Source organism: Stenotrophomonas sp. SMYL11 (assembly GCF_036320005.1).
GTDB lineage: Bacteria > Pseudomonadota > Gammaproteobacteria > Xanthomonadales > Xanthomonadaceae > Stenotrophomonas > Stenotrophomonas maltophilia_A.
Genome location: NZ_JAWIRS010000005.1, coordinates 1 through 16,270 on the forward strand (window position 1 = coordinate 1; position 16,270 = coordinate 16,270).

Sequence of the window (16,270 nt, forward strand, 5' to 3'; positions counted from 1 at the left end):
AGCCGCTGGCGGCTGTGCGTTCGGGCGCTTGCGAAGCAGTGCTTCGCAAGCAAAGCGCCCTCACCCATGTAAGCTCGGTCGCCGCTTGCTCGTGTGCGCAGTCCTGCGCACACGGCAAGACCGGGGTTGGGCGTCCTGCCCAACCCGCCCGAGGCATGCCTCGGGCCCATGCGGCTCACGCCCCCGCAACCGGACCCACCCCGCCTTCGGCAGTTCTTCGCGATCTGCCGTAGATCCACGCCATGCGTGGATGCTTTTCGTTCAATTGTCGAAATATTCGATTTCGATGGAGATTCATCCACGCATGGCGTGGATCTAGCGTGTCGACCAAGGTCGACATCTACCAACAGCCATCGGAATCTGTCAGAGGTGGGGCGGTGTCGGGGTGCGGGGTGTCAGCCGCATGGATGCGGCTGCCAAGCTTGCAGGGACGTACTTGCAGCGTCCCCGCACTCCGACACCGCCCCGCCATCCCACGGAATGCCCGCTTTTGCTTTTGCTGTTGAGGTTGCCGGCCAACGGCCGGCACTTCCGCGGGTGCAGGGCGCAGCCCTGCCGAACCCTCACTTCACCCAGCGGTCGATCTCGCCGTGGGCGAACGGTCCCAGCTTCGCCTTCACCAGCCGGCCCTGTGCATCGAACAGCACGCTGTAGGGCAGCAGGCCCTGCGCATTGCCCAGCTGCACGCTGGCATCGCGTGGCCCGGGTGTCTCGATCACGATCGGATAATCCACCGGGACCCGCTGCAGGAAACCGCGCACGTCTTCCGGCGTATCCAGCGCCAGGCCAAGAACCTGCACACCGTTGTCGCCCTGGGTGTGGGCAAAGCGCGCCAGTTCAGGCATTTCTTCCACGCAGGGCGCGCACCAGCTGGCCCAGACATTGATCAACAGCGGGCGACCGGCGGCGTGCTGGCGCAGGTCCAGCGGCTGGCCTTCAAGATCAGGCAGCGACAACGCGGGCAGGCTGTCGCCGACCTGCAGGGCGGGTACCGCCGCCGCCACGGCGAGCGCCGCTGACACGGCCTCAGGCGCAGCCGGCGCCGGTGCCAATCGATGCCCGGCCCACAGGCCAAGGCCGGCGGCCAGCACCGCTGTCCACAGCAGCGCTGGCCGTTGCCACTTCATCGCGCGGTGCGCAGCAGCGCTTCCTCGACCACCGCCTGGGTCAGCAGGGTCGGCAGCACAGTCGGCGGTGCGCCGGGGCCGTACACCACGTACAGCGGCACGCCCACGGCCTTGTGCTCTTCCAGGAACGTGGTGATCTGCGGGTCGACGTTGGTGTAGTCACCGCGCATGTATACCGCGTTGGTGCGCTTGAGCAGTTCCTTGAACTCTGGGCGCGACAGTACGGCGCGCTCGTTGGCCTTGCAGCTCACGCACCAGTCGGCGGTCATGTTCACGAACACCACGCGCTTGTCGGCACGCAGGCGGTCCAGCAACTGCGGCGAGTATTCGACCATGTTGTCAGTGGCCGCCTGCGCGGTGCGCGCCGGCGCTGCCAGCTGGGTCACGCCCCAGGCCGGAACCAGTGCACCGATCGCCAGCAGCACGCCGAGCAGGGTGACGGCGCGCGAGCCGGTCCAGCGGTTGCGTTCAAACAGCCACAGGCCGAAGGCCAGCAGCAGCAGGCCACCCAGTACCAGCGCCATGCCGTCCACGCCGCGCTGCTTGCCCAGCACCCACAGCAGCCACAGCACGGTGGCATACATCGGGAAGGCCAGCACGTGCTTGAGCGTTTCCATCCACGGGCCCGGCTTGGGCAGGCGGCGCGCCAGCGCCGGCACGAAGCCGATCAGCAGGAACGGCAGGGCCAGGCCCAGGCCGAGGAACAGGAACACCGTCATCGCCTTCAGCGGCGGGGCAATGAACGCGTAGGCAATCGCGCCGCCCATGAACGGGCCGACGCAGGCACTGCCGACTACGCAGGCCAGCGCACCGGTGAAGAAATCACCGGCCGGGCCACTGCGGCTGGCCAGCGACTGGCCGAGGTTGCCGATGCCGCCGCCCAGTGTGAACACGCCGGACAGGCTCAGGCCCACCGCGAACATGATGTAGGCCAGCGCCGCCACCACGCCCGGGTGCTGCAGCTGGAAGCCGATGCCGACGGCGTTGCCGATCGCGCGCAGGCCAACCATCAACGCACCGATCACCGCGAACGCGACCAGTACGCCCAGCGTGTACCAGAGGGCGTGGCTGCGCGCGCGCTGCGGGCTTTCGCCGCTCTGCGCCAGGCTCAGGACCTTCAGCGACAGGATCGGCAGCACGCAGGGCATCAGGTTCAGTACCAGGCCACCGGCCAGGGCCAGCAGCAGGACCCATACGAACGAACGGTCCGGATTCGGTGTGGTCACCGGCGGTCGCGTGCGCAGCGCGTTGTCGCCCTGTGCATCGGCGGCGAACTCACTGCTGGCGGTGCCGTCACCTGCTGCAGCAGGGGCCGTTGCATCCGTATTGGGCACGGTTGGCAGCAGGCGCAGCGGCGCGCCGTTGGCGGCTTCGCGTGGTGCGCCGTTGGCAGCAGGCAGCGGGCTGATCACCTCATTGCGCGGTGGCGCCTGGTCGGCACTGCTGCTGACCTTGCCGGCCGGAATGGACAGCTTCACCCGGCGGGTCATCGGCGGGTAGCAGATGCCATCGGTCTGGCAGCCCTGGAAGCTCACCACCAGAGTGCTGTCGATCGCATCGGGGATGGAGCGGCGCAGCGGCAGCGGCACTTCCACCTGGTTGAAGTAGACCGAGACATCGCCGAAGTGTTCGTCGCGATGTGACTGCGCGGCAGGCCAGCGCAGCTTGTCGGCCAGCACCCCGGTGCTGCCGTCCAGCTTCACCGAAGTGCGGTCGCGATACAGGTAGTAGCCCGGCGCCGGGCTGAAGCGCAGCAGCAGGGTATTGCCGTCGCTGGCGATGGCGTCGAAGCCGAACGCCTGCTCCGACGGCAGCGGCAGCGCCTGGCTGTTGCTGGCCGTACCCGGCAGGCGCAGGCCACCGCTGTTGCCGGCACCGGCCAGCGGGTTGTTGAACGGGCTTGCCGCACCGGCACGCGCGGCAGGCACAGCGGCCGCCGCACCGGCGCCCGGCAGGGTGACCTGCACCACGCGCTTCTGCGGCGGGTAGCAGACACCGGCGTCGGCGCAGCCCTGGTAACGCACTTCCAGGCTGATGGTGCCGGCTGCGTCGGTCGGCGTGCCGGGCAGGGTGGCCTGCAGGCGTTCGCGATAGGTTTCGACTTCGCCGAAGAAATCGTCGTGGTGCTTGTCGCCCTTGGGCATCTGCAGCGCGCCGGCATTGAAGGCCGGATCCGCCTTGACGCTGGTGCGGTGGCGATACAGGTAATAGCCCGGTGCGATCTTGAACCGCAGTTGCACCTGGTCACGTTCGGGAGCGGTGGCGGTCAGCGCGAACGCCTGGTCCACCGGCAGCAGGTCCTTCTCATCCAGAGCGAAGGCGGGCAGTGAAAGCCACAACAGGGCGCACAAGGCGGCGCCACGCGCAAACAGAGTCTTCAAACAGTGTCCTCCCGGGTCTGAGCCCGGATCCAGTCCAGATACGCCGGCAGGCCGGCCCGGGTTTCGACCGCGATGCACTCCGGGAGTTCATACGGATGCAGTTCGACGATCCGGGCGATTGCGTCATCAACGCGGCTCGCGCTGGTCTTCACCAGCAGCTGCAGCTCGGCATCGGTTGTGACCTCGCCTTGCCAGCGGTAGGTCGACTGCGCGCCATCGAGGCGGGTCACGCAGGCCGCCAGACGCTCGGCGACCAGCGCGTGCGCGATGCGCTCGGCGCTGGCCCGGTCGGGGCAGGTGGTCAGCAGCAGCAGGACGGGATCGAGGGTCGACATGACCGCCGAGTATAGGGCCGCCGCCGGGGCAAGGCCCGGCGGCGGCGGTGGACCGCAGCGTTGCGCGGTCAGTTGGCCAGCTGGCAGGTCGCCGGTTTGGCCGAAGTGAACAGGCCGGGGGTGGCCCATTCGGGGTGGTCGATGAACGGGTTGCGGTTGCCCTGGAACGAGTAGATCACGTCATTACGCGCACGTTCGGCGGCATCCGGCGGATCGGACAGGTGCCAGTCGATCAGGGTCGACAGCAGGCCCATGTAGGCCGGGGAACTGCTGGTCTTGACGATCCTGCTGCGGTCGTCGGTCAGCTCCAGGTCCGGTTCGGACTGGCCGGTGGCCGCATCCTTGCCGCCTTCGTAGCGGATGGCCATGTACATCACCGCACGCGCCATGTCGCCCTTGCGATGGCCCCACACCTCGAAGGTCCCGGTGTTGCCGTCCGGCGTGCGCACCCAGTTGGAATTGCCGGGGTAGCCGCCACTGCCGCCACCCTGGCCGTTGTTGGCCTCGGTGGCACGCTCGCCGCAGTTGGCGTCGCACTTGCCGAACGGCTTGTTGCCGCGGTCGGCGTTCCACTGCGCGTCGGTCAGGTACAGCATGTGGGTGTCGGTGTACGGGGCGTACGGCAGGCCCTTGTCGCCGGTGGTGCTGGCAAAGCCCAGCGAGTTCGGCCAGGTGTGCTCGCGGTTGTACTTCAGGCCGCCGCCGCTGCCGGCGCGGTCGGTCACCTTGGTGTAGCTGCGGTTGCGGTAGGCATCCAGGATCCTGCCGCTGTTGCTGGGATCCTCGTCGGCGATCTCCAGGATGGTCCAGGTGCTGGTGCCCGAGCCGCTGTACGGGTAGGCGGTGTGGCCCTTGATGGTGGCGTGCAGCGAGCAGCGCAGCTGGCTGGGGCTGCTGGTGTTGACCTTGGAGTAGTAACCGGCCGGCACGCCCGGGTTGCCCGGGTCCGGATTGCCACCGGTGCTGGCCACGGTGAAGGCGATGCGGCTGTCGGCGGCGGGATGCGCACCCTGCAGGTCGGTGATGCGCGCGGCGCGGATGTCGAAGCGGCAGGCTTCACCGGCCACCAGCGCGGTGTTGGTGGACAGCTTCACGCTGCGCCCGCTGGCGGGGAAGGTCAGCGGCACGCTGCCGGAGGTGCCGCAGCTCAGGGCGAAGGCGCCGCTGGCCAGGTTCACCGTCTCGCTGAACACCACTTCCAGGTCGGCGGCGGCCGGGAAGGTGCTGCTGCCCTGCGCCGGGGTGGTGGTGGACACCGACGGCGGCGTGTTCGGGCCCGGGGTGCCGCCCCCGCTGAAGGTCTGGCCGTTGTTGCAGCTGCCAAACGTCTGCCTGGCCGATTCGGCCCAGGTGAAGTGGGCGTACTGGCTGCCGCTGCCGGTCAGCTGCAGCGAGGTGCCCGGGGCCGTGCTGTTGGTCTCGGCCACCGGGATGTTCTGGCTGGTCATGCCGGCGGCGGGGCCACCGGAGGCGGTGATGGCGCCCTCGTAGCTGAGGAACTGGACCACCTTGCCGCTGGCATCGACCAGGGCGATGCCGTCGTTCGGGCCGTTCTGCAGGCCGTTGGTCGGGTAGCTGACCACGGCCAGGGTGGCGCTGCCGCAACCCGCGGCGGTGCCGGCCGGGACCGGGTTGTTGGCGTAGACCGTGGCGGCCGAAGGATTGCTGCCGTTGTAGAGGTAGAGGCGGTAGCCGGACAGGTCTTCACCCGCGGTGGCGACCACTTCGATCGCTTCGCCGACGTCACCGGCGGCGGTGCTGTCGTCGTAGTGCAGTTCGTTGATGAAGACCTCGGCCTGGGCCGGCGCGGCGGCCAGCGCCAGCAGGCAGGCGGCGGCGAGCGGGGACAGCAATCGCATCGACTACTCCTTGTGATTGGGAATGCGCGGCCGAGCCTAAGGCCGATCCAGTGACACTTTGCCGTAAATGAACGTCAGATATCTGACAGTGCGACGCTGGTCACCGAATCAGGCCGGATCCGCTGCGTCGCCGCATTAGCGAGACGGAAAAATTTTTTGCCTCCCGCCCTTGAAAGGGGATCGCCGGGCTCCATCTCTGCCCTGCTCCCGACGTTGTCGGGTTTCTTCACGTGCGGTTCTGGCACTCGCCATGAGCGAGTGCTAACATCGCCGGACTTTTTCAGACCAATCAATAACTTAAGAGGTCTCTCATGAGCATCAAGCCGCTGCACGACCGCGTTGTGGTCAAGCCGATCGAAGCCGACGAAATCTCCGCCGGTGGCATCGTCATTCCGGATTCGGCCAAGGAAAAGTCCACCAAGGGTGAAGTCGTGGCCGTCGGCCCGGGCAAGCCGCTGGACAACGGCAGCGTGCGCGCGCCGTCGCTGAAGGTCGGCGACAAGGTCATCTACGGCCAGTACGCCGGCAGCTCGTACAAGAGCGAAGGCGTCGAGTACAAGGTCCTGCGCGAAGACGACGTGCTCGCCGTCATCGGCTGAGCCTCGGCGCAACCTGCTTTCCTGTAAGACATCCCCTTTTCGTCGCCGGGCCCGGCCCGGCGCAAACATCGAGGTAATCGCAATGGCTGCCAAGGATATTCGTTTCGGTGAAGACGCCCGTTCGCGCATGGTGCGCGGCGTCAACGTTCTCGCCAATGCCGTCAAGGCCACCCTGGGCCCGAAGGGCCGCAACGTCGTGCTGGAAAAGAGCTTCGGCGCGCCGACCATCACCAAGGACGGCGTCTCCGTCGCCAAGGAAATCGAACTGGCTGACAAGTTCGAGAACATGGGCGCGCAGATGGTGAAGGAAGTTGCTTCGCGCACCAACGACGACGCCGGCGACGGCACCACCACCGCCACCGTGCTGGCCCAGGCCCTGATCCGCGAAGGCGCCAAGGCTGTTGCCGCTGGCATGAACCCGATGGACCTCAAGCGCGGTATCGACAAGGCCGTCGTGGCCGCCGTTGCCGAACTGAAGACCATCTCCAAGCCGACCGCCGACGACAAGGCGATTGCCCAGGTCGGTACCATCTCGGCCAACTCGGACGAGTCGATCGGCCAGATCATCGCTGACGCGATGAAGGAAGTCGGCAAGGAAGGCGTGATCACCGTTGAAGAAGGCTCGGGCCTGGACAACGAGCTGGACGTGGTCAAGGGCATGCAGTTCGACCGCGGCTACCTGTCCCCGTACTTCATCAACAACCAGCAGTCGCAGACCGCTGACCTGGATGACCCGTTCATCCTGCTGCACGACAAGAAGATCTCCAACGTCCGTGACCTGCTGCCGGTGCTGGAAGGCGTCGCCAAGGCCGGCAAGCCGCTGCTGATCGTTGCCGAAGAAGTCGAAGGCGAAGCGCTGGCCACCCTGGTGGTCAACACCATCCGTGGCATCGTCAAGGTCGTGGCCGTCAAGGCTCCGGGCTTCGGCGACCGTCGCAAGGCGATGCTGGAAGACATGGCCGTGCTGACCGGCGGCACCGTGATCTCCGAAGAAGTGGGCCTGTCGCTGGAAAAGGCCACCATCAAGGACCTCGGCCGCGCCAAGAAGGTGCAGGTCTCCAAGGAAAACACCACCATCATCGATGGCGTGGGTGACAAGGCTGCCGTCGACGCACGCGTCGGCCAGATCAAGACCCAGATCCAGGACACCTCCTCCGATTACGACCGCGAGAAGCTGCAGGAACGCGTGGCCAAGCTGGCCGGCGGCGTTGCCGTGATCAAGGTCGGTGCTTCGACCGAAATCGAAATGAAGGAAAAGAAGGATCGCGTCGACGACGCCCTGCACGCTACCCGTGCGGCCGTTGAAGAAGGCGTGGTCCCGGGCGGCGGCGTTGCCCTGGTCCGTGCGGTCACCGCACTGGCCGGCCTGAAGGGTGCCAACGAAGACCAGAACCACGGCATCCAGATCGCCCTGCGCGCGATGGAAGCCCCGCTGCGCGAAATCGTGGCCAACGCCGGTGAAGAACCGTCGGTCATCATCAACAAGGTCAAGGAAGGCACCGGCAGCTTCGGCTACAACGCCGCCACCGGCGAGTTCGGCGACATGCTGCAGTTCGGCATCCTGGACCCGACCAAGGTGACCCGTTCGGCGCTGCAGAACGCGGCCTCGATCGCTGGCCTGATGATCACCACCGAAGCCATGGTTGCCGAAGCTCCGAAGAAGGACGAGCCGGCCATGGGCGGCGCCGGTGGCATGGGCGGCATGGGTGGCATGGGCGGCATGGACTTCTAAGTCCCCCGCGTTCGCCCCGCAATGAAAAACCCCGCCGCAAGGCGGGGTTTTTTTGTGGCCGGTCGGAATCGAAATAGTAGATCCACGCCATGCGTGGATGCCGCTGCCAGGTGCAAATCTACCCGCGGCCCTCGCGCCGCTGCAGCCACAGGTGGGCCGCCAGCAGGGCCAGCGCGCCGCCAGCGATCATGCCCTGTACCCACGGCAGACCCGTGATCGGCGCAAGCAGCAGGCCCGCCGCCATGCCGATCAGACTGGCGCCGACGGCCACCCGCTGACGTCGCTGCCGATGTGCGGCCTGGCGATGGCGTGCAGCGATGCGCAGACGCCGTGCATCCGGCCGCATTACGGCCTCGGCAATGGCATCGATCTCTGGGCGATTCATCCTGCGTCCTGCTTGGGGAGTGCGCCTGCATCCTGGGTCATCATCAGTGCCGCGCGCAACCATGCCATGAATGCGGGCACTGCCGCGTTGGATTCGCCGTCCGAACGCGTCACCGCGTAGTAGGCGAAGGCCTGTGGCCAGGGCTGGTCGATCACCACCTGCAGCCGGCCGCTGGCGAGTTCTTCGGCCGCATGGATGTCGCGCACCAGGGCGATGCCTTGCCCGGCCACCGCCGCGCGGATCAGCAACAGGTCGTCATCGAACGCAGGGCCGCGCTCCAGTCGTTCATCGATGGGCAGATCCAGTGCCTGGAACCACAGCCGCCAGTCGCTGCGGTCGGCGTCCTGCAGCAGCGGCAACTGCAGGCAATCCTGCACCGTACCCACGGCAGGCGCGCTGGCCAGCAGCGCAGGGCTGGCCACCGGCAGCAGTACCGGCGCCAGAAGATGCTCGGCATGCAGGCCAGGGTAGCGGCCCAGTCCATGACGGATCGCGATGTCCACGCCGTCGCGGCGCAGGTTGGACAACGCCGCGCTCGCATCCAGCTGAACGTCCACCTGTGGATGCAACGCACTGAACCCGCCCAGTCGCGGCGCCAACCACTGTGCGGCGAAACTGGGTGCGGCACTGATGCGTAGCGTGCACCGTGTTTCCCAGCGTTCGAGTGTCTGCAGGCTCTGTGCGATCTGATCGAAGGCCTGCAGCAGCTCCGGATACACGCGCGCGCCGGCTGCACTGAGCACCACGCCATGCCGGGTGCGGTCGAACAGGCTCACGCCCAGCCGCTCCTGCAGCTGTCGAAGCTGCTGGCTGATTGCACCAGGTGTCACCCCCATCGCATCGGCGGCGGCGGTCAGGCTGCCATGTCGGCCAGTTTCAACGAAGGCCCGCAGGCCCAGCAGCGGCAGCACCGCACCCATCTCAACTCTCCTGTAACCGCGTCGGCACGCGCCGCGCTGCGACAGCATATCGACCGCACTGCAGGCTGTCGCGCGCGCGTCGCGCACGTTGAGCCCCGCTCAACTCCCCGTGCAGAAGACATCGTTTCCCCGCGACTCAGGCCCTTCCTAGACTGCCTGCACGGCTGCTGCAGCGCCCGTTCCCGCATCGCCCGGTCACCTTCAACGGCCGGTGCATGCCGTCGCTCCCTGCGTCCAGGATTCCCATGAACGAACCTTCGCTGCACCTGTACTCCGACAGTTCTCCCAATGGCTTCAAGGCCACCATCGCACTGGAAGAACTGGGTCTTCCCTATCACTTTCACCACGTCCACATCGCCGATGGCGAACATCGCCATCCCGACTTCCTGCGGCTCAACCCGCATGGCCGCATTCCCGTGCTGGAAGATCGCGCGCGCGGCATCGTTGTCTTCGAATCGGCGGCGATCCTGATGTACCTGGCCGAACAGGGCAATGCGTTGCTGCCTTCCGAACCGGCTGCACGCTGGGAGACGCTGACCTGGCTGATGTTCCATGCCGCCAGCGTCGGCCCGATCCTCGGCCAGCGCGTGCATTTCGAGCACTTCGCGCAACAGCCCGATTCCGCGGCAATCGAACGCTACCGCCGCCTGAGCGACGAGCTGTTCGGCGTACTCGACCAGCGCCTGCAGGGACGCGAGTGGTTGGCTGGCGATCACTACTCGATTGCCGACATCGCCCACTTCGGCTGGCTGCACATCGCCCGCATCATCGACATCGATTTCTCGCGGCATCGCCATCTGGATGCGTGGTACGCGCGGGTTGCAGCACGCCCTGCGGTACAGCGCGGCGTGCAGTTGCCCGAGCCGGCCACCGGACCGTAAGGAGGCGACGCATATGAACGATTCCATTGCAGTGCCGGGCGCGTCGGCGCCGGTCTTTGCCACGCACCCGGGCTACCAGCGCATGTTCCGCGCCGATGCACTGACGCTGGGCATCTACCTGCCGCTGCGCTTCTACCAGGGCGACATGGCCGTGCTGCAGGGCCAGGCGCGGCTGGTGGAGGAGATCGACCGCCATGGCTTCGCTGCGGTATGGGTGCGTGACGTACCGCTGTTCGATCCGTTGTTCGGCGATGCGGGGCAGCTGTTCGATCCATTCACCTACCTTGCGTGGCTGGCAGCACGCACACAGCGCGTGGCCCTGGCCACCGGCAGCGTGGTGCTGCCACTGCGCCATCCGATCGATCTGGCCAAGGCCGCGGCGTCGCTCGATCAGCTGTCCGGTGGGCGGCTGGTGATGGGTGTGGCGTCCGGTGATCGACCGCTGGAGTTCCCGGCCTATGGACTGGAGCACGCGGCGCGCGGAGAGCGTTTCGCCGCCGCAATGAACGAGATGCGCCGTTGGCTGCAGCCGGGCACGGATGGGCGGATGACACATGCCGGTGCCGAGCAGGGCGTGCAGTTGCTGCCGCCCACGGTCAGTGGCCGCGTTCCGCTGGTTGTCACCGGTGGCGCACGCCAGCCACTGGAGTGGATCGGCCAGCATGCCGATGGGTGGCTGACCTATCCAGAGGCCACCCATGACAACGCCGGTCCGCAGCGGCTGGCCGCGAAGATCGGCGCCTGGCGCGCGCTGATTCCGGATGGCGGCTTCCGTCCGCACATGACCAACGAATGGATCGACCTGGTGGACGATCCGGATCATCCACGCATGCCGCTGCGGGGTGGCTTCACCCTGCGCACCGGCCGCAAGGGCCTGATCGATCTGCTGCAGGCCTGGCAGCGGGCCGGCGTCAACCATGCCGCGCTGGGCATCCAGTTCGCCGAGCGGCCTGCCGGCGAGGTGCTGCAGGAGCTGGCCGAGGAGGTACTGCCGTTGTTCCCGTCGCATCCCGGGCCGGCGGCGAAGGTAATGGACTGGTAGCCACGCCGAAGCGGATGGCATATGATTAGGCGCCTAATCATATGCTCATCACGAGATGATCGAAGCCAAGCACCATGCCCTGATGGATGAGGCGCAGCGACGCGGCCACGCCAACGTCGCGCAGCTGCGCCTGTGCTTCCAGCTGCTGTCGTTGTCGTCGTCCATCGACCACGATTGCGCCACCCGGCTGGCGCCACACGGGCTCAGTGAGGGTCGCTTCATCGTGCTGTTCCTGCTGCATGGGGCCGGTGGCACGCTACCGCCCCACGAGCTGGCCGAACGCGCAGGCGTCACCCGCGCCACCATCAGCGGCCTGCTCGATGGCCTGCAGCGCGAAGAACTGCTGCAGCGTCGCAGCGATGCTGAGGATGGCCGTCGCCTGCAGATCGTATTGACCGCACGGGGAAAACGCTTGGCCGAGACACTGTTTGACCAGCACACACAGTGGATCGGTGGCCTGTTCAATGGTCTGGATACCGATGAACAGCAGCAGCTGTCGCGGTTGCTGCACAAGGTCTGGCAGCACACCGATGCTGGACGAGAGTCTGCAGCATGAGCCCGGCGATTGCGGCGCAACGCCTGCATGAACTCAACACCGGTCGCGTTGCCACCACCCATCTGGCCGAATGCCTGGCAGTGGATTTCGCCGCGTTGCTGCAGGTGGTGGCGCCTGAGCTTGCACCGGAAGCGCTGCAACGCATGCGGGATGCCTCAGGCAAGGGCATCACGCTGCGCATGGCCTTGGCCGCGCAACTGCTGCGTGAGGCGGGGCAGGGTGCGCCTGAGTTCTGGCAGGATCACAGCTCCGATACCGTGCGTGGCTGGGCCTGCTATCTGGTCGGCAGCGATGCCCGCGCAACGTTGGCAGAGAAGCTGCAGCAGATGCGCACGCTGGCCGATGACACACACTTCGGTGTGCGCGAATGGGCGTGGCTGGCGCTACGCACGGACATCGTTGCCGCGCCGATGCAGGCGCTTGAGTACCTGCAACCCTGGACACAGGAAACATCGCCGTACCTGCGCCGCTTCGCCTGTGAAGCGCTGCGCCCACGCGGTGTCTGGGCCACGCATATCGCACTGTTCAAGCAGCATCCGGAACTTGCGTTACCCATGCTGGAAGCACTGGCTGACGACCCGGAACGCTATGTGCAGGATTCGGTCGGCAACTGGCTCAATGACGCCGGCAAGACTCAGCCGCAGTGGCTGCGCGAGCTGTGCACGCGTTGGCAGCACGAGCGCCACAGCGACGCCAACGCCTACATCCGCAAACGCGCATTGCGCTCGTTCCGGTAGTGCCGGCCGCTGGCCGGCAACCGCGCAACCTCGTAAACCTCAAGGACGAACCACTATGTCGCACACCTTCATCGAGCTCTACACCGCCACACCTGCCTGGACCGCACTCCCGCCCGAGCAGCGGAATGCCTTCTTCGCCCGTATTGGCGCCGGCATGCAGCAGTTCGATCCAGCCCGCATCACGCCGCTGGCGATGGGCCGCATTGCCACGGACGTACCGCACGGCAGCGATGAGCAGTTCTATGCGGTCTGGCGCTGTGCAAGCCGCGAGGAGGTCGATGAGCTGGTGGCCGGCATCGCCGCGACCGGCTGGCATGCGTACTTCACCACCACCCATGCGGTAGGCGCGATGGACGGCATGGCCCAGCACCTGGCCGACCTGGCCGCCCTGTAGCGGGGCGGCAGACGCCGGCAGATCCCGGGCCTCGGCATGGGAGGCACATGCGCCTGTCACCCAGACACGGTAAACAGTGCATTGCCCATGTCCATCCGCAGGGAAGTCGATCATGCAGAGCACGCTCCAGGTCACGCTGTTCGGCCCTCTTGGCGACAGCCCGGCGTTGCAGTTGCCGGGCCTGGAGGGGCCGTCGGTGGCCATCCCGGAATCGGCCCTGCGGCGGTTGGTTTCCGACCTCTACACCGCGCGTTCCCTGCTCAACCCCGAGCAGCTGGACGAAGCCCGGCAGGAGCTGGATCGCGTGCTGGAACGCTGGGCCGACATCCACGAAGGCCTGCTGCTGGACGTGGAAGTGCATGGTAAATGAGCAACTTCGCGTGGCTGCCGCCGCGTAGGCATGGCTGGTGCGCACCTCGCTGAACCGCGTCCCCAGTTGCGGATGAAACATTTTGCACTGCGCAAAAGCTGTGCTATCAATAGATCCCATGAACGCAGCCGCCACCCGCTTTTACTGGTATTACTTTCCGAAGCCACTGGCGGAGGAAGGACTGCGCTCACCCTGAAGAAAGCTTCAGACGCATTCCCGAAAGCCGCCAGCGAACCTGGCGGCTTTTTTCATGCCGCCACGCTGGGGACCCCCAACGTTCCGGAGATCTCCCGCAATGCCCCCGCACACCGACGACCTGCGTATCCGCACCATCGAACCGCTGACACCGCCTGCCCAGCTGCTGGCGATGCTGCCTTGTGACGATGAAGCCTCCGACACCGTCAGCGCCTCGCGCGCGGCCCTGCACCAGATCCTGCACGGTCGCGACGACCGCCTGGCGGTGGTGGTTGGCCCGTGCTCGATCCACGACCCGAAGGCCGCCATCGAGTACGCCCAGCGCCTGAAGCCGCTGCGTGACGCGCTGGCCGGTGAGCTGGAGATCGTCATGCGCGTGTACTTCGAGAAGCCGCGCACCACGGTGGGCTGGAAGGGCCTGATCAACGACCCGGACCTGGACGGCAGCTTCAGGATCGACAAGGGCCTGCGCATTGCCCGCGGCCTGCTGCGCGACATCAACAAACTCGGCCTGCCGGCCGGTGTCGAATTCCTCGACGTGATCTCGCCGCAGTACATCGCCGACCTGGTGGCATGGGGCGCGATCGGCGCACGCACCACCGAAAGCCAGGTGCATCGCGAGCTGGCCTCGGGGCTGTCGTGCCCGGTCGGCTTCAAGAACGGCACCGATGGCAACGTGAAGATCGCCGCCGACGCGGTAGGTGCCGCGTCCAATCCGCATCACTTCCTGTCGGTCACCAAGCAGGGCGGTACCGCCATCGTGTCGACCACCGGCAACCCGGATTGCCATGTGATCCTGCGCGGCGGCAAGCAGCCGAACTACGACGCAGGCAGTGTTGCTGAGGCCTGCCAGGTGCTGGCCAAGGCGAAGCTGCCGACGCGTCTGATGATCGACGCCAGCCATGCCAACAGCCTGAAGAACCCGGAGAACCAGCCGAAGGTGATCGAGGACATCGCCGTTCAGCTGGAAGACGGCGAACAGCGCATCGTTGGCGTGATGATCGAGAGCCATCTGGTCGGTGGCCGCCAGGAACTGGTGGAAGGCCAGCCGCTGGTCTATGGGCAGAGCATCACCGATGGCTGCATCGACTGGGACACCACCGTGACGGTGCTGGAGCGACTGGCTGCGGCCGTGCGCGCCCGTCGCGACGTGAAGGTGTCCGAAGCAGCTTGATGGAAGCCGCCTGAGTGCGGCACGTGTGTGGATGGCGGCCAGCGCCTGCGGGGGTGCGGCCGCGATCAGGGCCGGTCGGAGTTGGAGACCGGCCCATCTGCACCGGCGATGCGCCTGGCGCTGCGCATGAGCGACAGCGCCAGGTACATCGCCGGGGTGGCAGTAGATCCACGCCATGCGTGGACGATTCGCCGTACCCGGCAATGACGGCTACGACCCGCTGGAGGCCACATCAGCGCCGCCAGCGCGCTTCAGGCTACTGATGAGCCTGCTTCTGGCAGATATCCATCAGAACCATACTTCACTGATTTCGCTGAAAAATTTCCGCGCAGCAGGCGGGCCTTGCGTTTGTCACGCCTGGCCTGCCGCAAACGCCCATTCCGACCGTTCCGCCTATGGCTCACGGTTGTCCTTCCGGGAGTCGCCAACCCACGGCGGCAGGAGCGGAAGGCAAGTCATGGACTTGACGAAATTTATCACGGTGATAAATTGAGGCCCGAGCTGTGGAGGGTCGATCCGGCGCAGTTGCCGCAGCCAACGGAATGCGGCAGGTCGCGCCGAACGATCAATGTTCGCGGATCTCCCTTGATTGATCTGTTGGCTTTGCAGGAATGCGTGCGCACAGGCGGGTTGCAGCCTGACGATGTCTGGGTGGCTACCCGCAAAGCACAGAGAGATCTGGAAAACCTTCGCTGGACGCTGGGCGACCTCCTGGACTGTCTGCTGTGCCTGCAAGCGGAGGACCATAGGGGATCAGAGTGGTGCAGGGACCAGTTGGGCACCTGGCATCCATGTGACGCCTACGCAGTTCGCTATGACGATGTGCAGAAGTGCCGGATGAACCGATCCGACATCAACTATTACCTGAAATTTTCTGTTGGCCGGTGTGGAACGTTGCGGCTCGTATTTCTCAGCTGCCATCTGTAGAGCATCATGCGTTTCATTGGAGCGCGCCATGAACAAAGCCACGTCCCGACTCTGTCCCGCCTGCGAGCAGGCACCGCTGGTGGCATCCACACGCGAACGGCACTTCACTCCGCGCGGCAATCCTGTGGTCGTCGAACTGCTGGCGATGGAGTGCCCCGCATGCGGCGCGACGGCAACCAGCGCCGCACAGCAGATCGAGAACCTGAGACGACTTGCCGCACGGCGCGCCCACTACGGCGGGCTGCTGCTGGGCGAGGATGTGTTGGCGTTCCGGCGCCGCTACGGCTTGACCCAGCGCGCAGCGGCCACGCTGTTTGGAAAAGGCGCGATCGCGTTTTCCCGCTACGAGAACGAGACGACCTATCCCGACGATGCCACAACCATGCTGCTGTCGTTGGCTATGGAGAAGCCCGAGGTCGTGCGCTGGCTTGCCGAGCGCACCGGCACGGCGGTCCCGCTGCTGGACAGGCTGCAGGACGTTGCAACCAAGCCTCCCCGGCGTGTGTCGCGGGCCCATCGGGTCGCACCCGGCACGCCAAGTGGTCCAGTCCGCGCAGTGCGTTGATCCGACTTGGATACGTAGAGTCGGGGGGGGGGGGGGGGGGGGGGGACGGGGCGCACAAGCAGCGGACGCGCGCGACCAAGCGACACAAGGG

16 protein-coding genes are annotated in these 16,270 nt (G+C 66.4%); 10 read left to right on the forward strand and 6 right to left on the reverse strand.

Going from position 1 to position 16,270, the window contains the following annotated elements; translation table 11 throughout:
• Positions 1-563: 563 nt before the first annotated feature.
• The 4 genes from V3B46_RS09775 to V3B46_RS09790 form a co-directional block, all read right to left on the reverse strand.
• The gene (locus V3B46_RS09775) at positions 564-1,127 is read right to left on the reverse strand and encodes a TlpA family protein disulfide reductase (protein ID WP_154264584.1); all 564 of its coding nucleotides are present in this window, start codon (positions 1,125-1,127) and stop codon (positions 564-566) included.
• The gene (locus tag V3B46_RS09780; protein ID WP_154264583.1) at positions 1,124-3,508 is read right to left on the reverse strand and encodes a protein-disulfide reductase DsbD family protein; all 2,385 of its coding nucleotides are present in this window, start codon (positions 3,506-3,508) and stop codon (positions 1,124-1,126) included. The genes V3B46_RS09775 and V3B46_RS09780 overlap by 4 nt, the downstream gene beginning before the upstream one ends.
• Complete coding sequence (gene cutA / locus V3B46_RS09785) at positions 3,505-3,843, reverse strand: divalent-cation tolerance protein CutA (protein WP_154264582.1); 339 nt, start codon at positions 3,841-3,843, stop codon at positions 3,505-3,507. Before cutA ends, V3B46_RS09780 begins: the two co-directional genes overlap by 4 nt.
• Before the next feature lie 68 nt (positions 3,844-3,911).
• Complete coding sequence (locus tag V3B46_RS09790) at positions 3,912-5,702, reverse strand: endonuclease (RefSeq protein ID WP_329891816.1); 1,791 nt, start codon at positions 5,700-5,702, stop codon at positions 3,912-3,914.
• Between the two features lie 311 nt (positions 5,703-6,013).
• Here V3B46_RS09790 and V3B46_RS09795 point away from each other — a divergent pair, with 311 nt between their 5' ends.
• Together V3B46_RS09795 and groL are read left to right on the forward strand one after the other, a co-directional pair.
• The gene (locus tag V3B46_RS09795) at positions 6,014-6,301 is read left to right on the forward strand and encodes a co-chaperone GroES (protein WP_006396661.1); all 288 of its coding nucleotides are present in this window, start codon (positions 6,014-6,016) and stop codon (positions 6,299-6,301) included.
• An 82-nt stretch (positions 6,302-6,383) separates the two neighbouring features.
• On the forward strand, positions 6,384-8,033 hold the full coding sequence (gene groL / locus V3B46_RS09800; RefSeq protein ID WP_014038666.1) for a chaperonin GroEL: 1,650 nt from the start codon (positions 6,384-6,386) through the stop codon (positions 8,031-8,033).
• A gap of 118 nt (positions 8,034-8,151) precedes the next feature.
• On the opposite strand, the gene V3B46_RS09805 is transcribed toward groL, so the two are convergent.
• Positions 8,152-8,418 carry a hypothetical protein gene (locus V3B46_RS09805; protein ID WP_106469264.1) on the reverse strand — a complete coding sequence of 89 codons (267 nt, stop codon included), beginning with the start codon at positions 8,416-8,418 and terminating at the stop codon, positions 8,152-8,154.
• Positions 8,415-9,338, reverse strand: coding sequence for a LysR substrate-binding domain-containing protein (locus tag V3B46_RS09810; protein WP_329891817.1), 924 nt, complete (start codon positions 9,336-9,338; stop codon positions 8,415-8,417). Before V3B46_RS09810 ends, V3B46_RS09805 begins: the two co-directional genes overlap by 4 nt.
• A gap of 245 nt (positions 9,339-9,583) precedes the next feature.
• Here V3B46_RS09810 and V3B46_RS09815 point away from each other — a divergent pair, with 245 nt between their 5' ends.
• The 8 genes from V3B46_RS09815 (at position 9,584) to V3B46_RS09850 (ending at position 16,179) form a co-directional block, all read left to right on the forward strand.
• Positions 9,584-10,219, forward strand: coding sequence for a glutathione S-transferase family protein (locus V3B46_RS09815; RefSeq protein ID WP_329891818.1), 636 nt, complete (start codon positions 9,584-9,586; stop codon positions 10,217-10,219).
• A gap of 13 nt (positions 10,220-10,232) precedes the next feature.
• Entirely contained in the window at positions 10,233-11,261 is a 1,029-nt protein-coding gene (locus V3B46_RS09820; protein ID WP_189720112.1) for an LLM class oxidoreductase, read from the forward strand.
• A gap of 55 nt (positions 11,262-11,316) precedes the next feature.
• Positions 11,317-11,817: a MarR family winged helix-turn-helix transcriptional regulator gene (locus V3B46_RS09825; protein WP_121504282.1), complete on the forward strand. Its 501-nt coding sequence runs from the start codon at positions 11,317-11,319 to the stop codon at positions 11,815-11,817.
• Positions 11,814-12,554 carry a DNA alkylation repair protein gene (locus V3B46_RS09830; protein ID WP_154264577.1) on the forward strand — a complete coding sequence of 247 codons (741 nt, stop codon included), beginning with the start codon at positions 11,814-11,816 and terminating at the stop codon, positions 12,552-12,554. The genes V3B46_RS09825 and V3B46_RS09830 overlap by 4 nt, the downstream gene beginning before the upstream one ends.
• A 55-nt stretch (positions 12,555-12,609) precedes the next feature.
• Positions 12,610-12,948, forward strand: coding sequence for a DUF6616 family protein (locus tag V3B46_RS09835; RefSeq protein WP_154264576.1), 339 nt, complete (start codon positions 12,610-12,612; stop codon positions 12,946-12,948).
• Positions 12,949-13,060: 112 nt separating this feature from the next.
• On the forward strand, positions 13,061-13,318 hold the full coding sequence (locus V3B46_RS09840; protein ID WP_005414620.1) for a hypothetical protein: 258 nt from the start codon (positions 13,061-13,063) through the stop codon (positions 13,316-13,318).
• A gap of 295 nt (positions 13,319-13,613) precedes the next feature.
• Positions 13,614-14,687, forward strand: a complete 1,074-nt coding sequence (locus V3B46_RS09845) for a 3-deoxy-7-phosphoheptulonate synthase (protein WP_094001122.1) — start codon at positions 13,614-13,616, stop codon at positions 14,685-14,687.
• 955 nt (positions 14,688-15,642) lie between these two features.
• Entirely contained in the window at positions 15,643-16,179 is a 537-nt protein-coding gene (locus V3B46_RS09850) for a type II TA system antitoxin MqsA family protein (protein ID WP_080291838.1), read from the forward strand.
• Positions 16,180-16,270 lie beyond the last annotated feature (91 nt).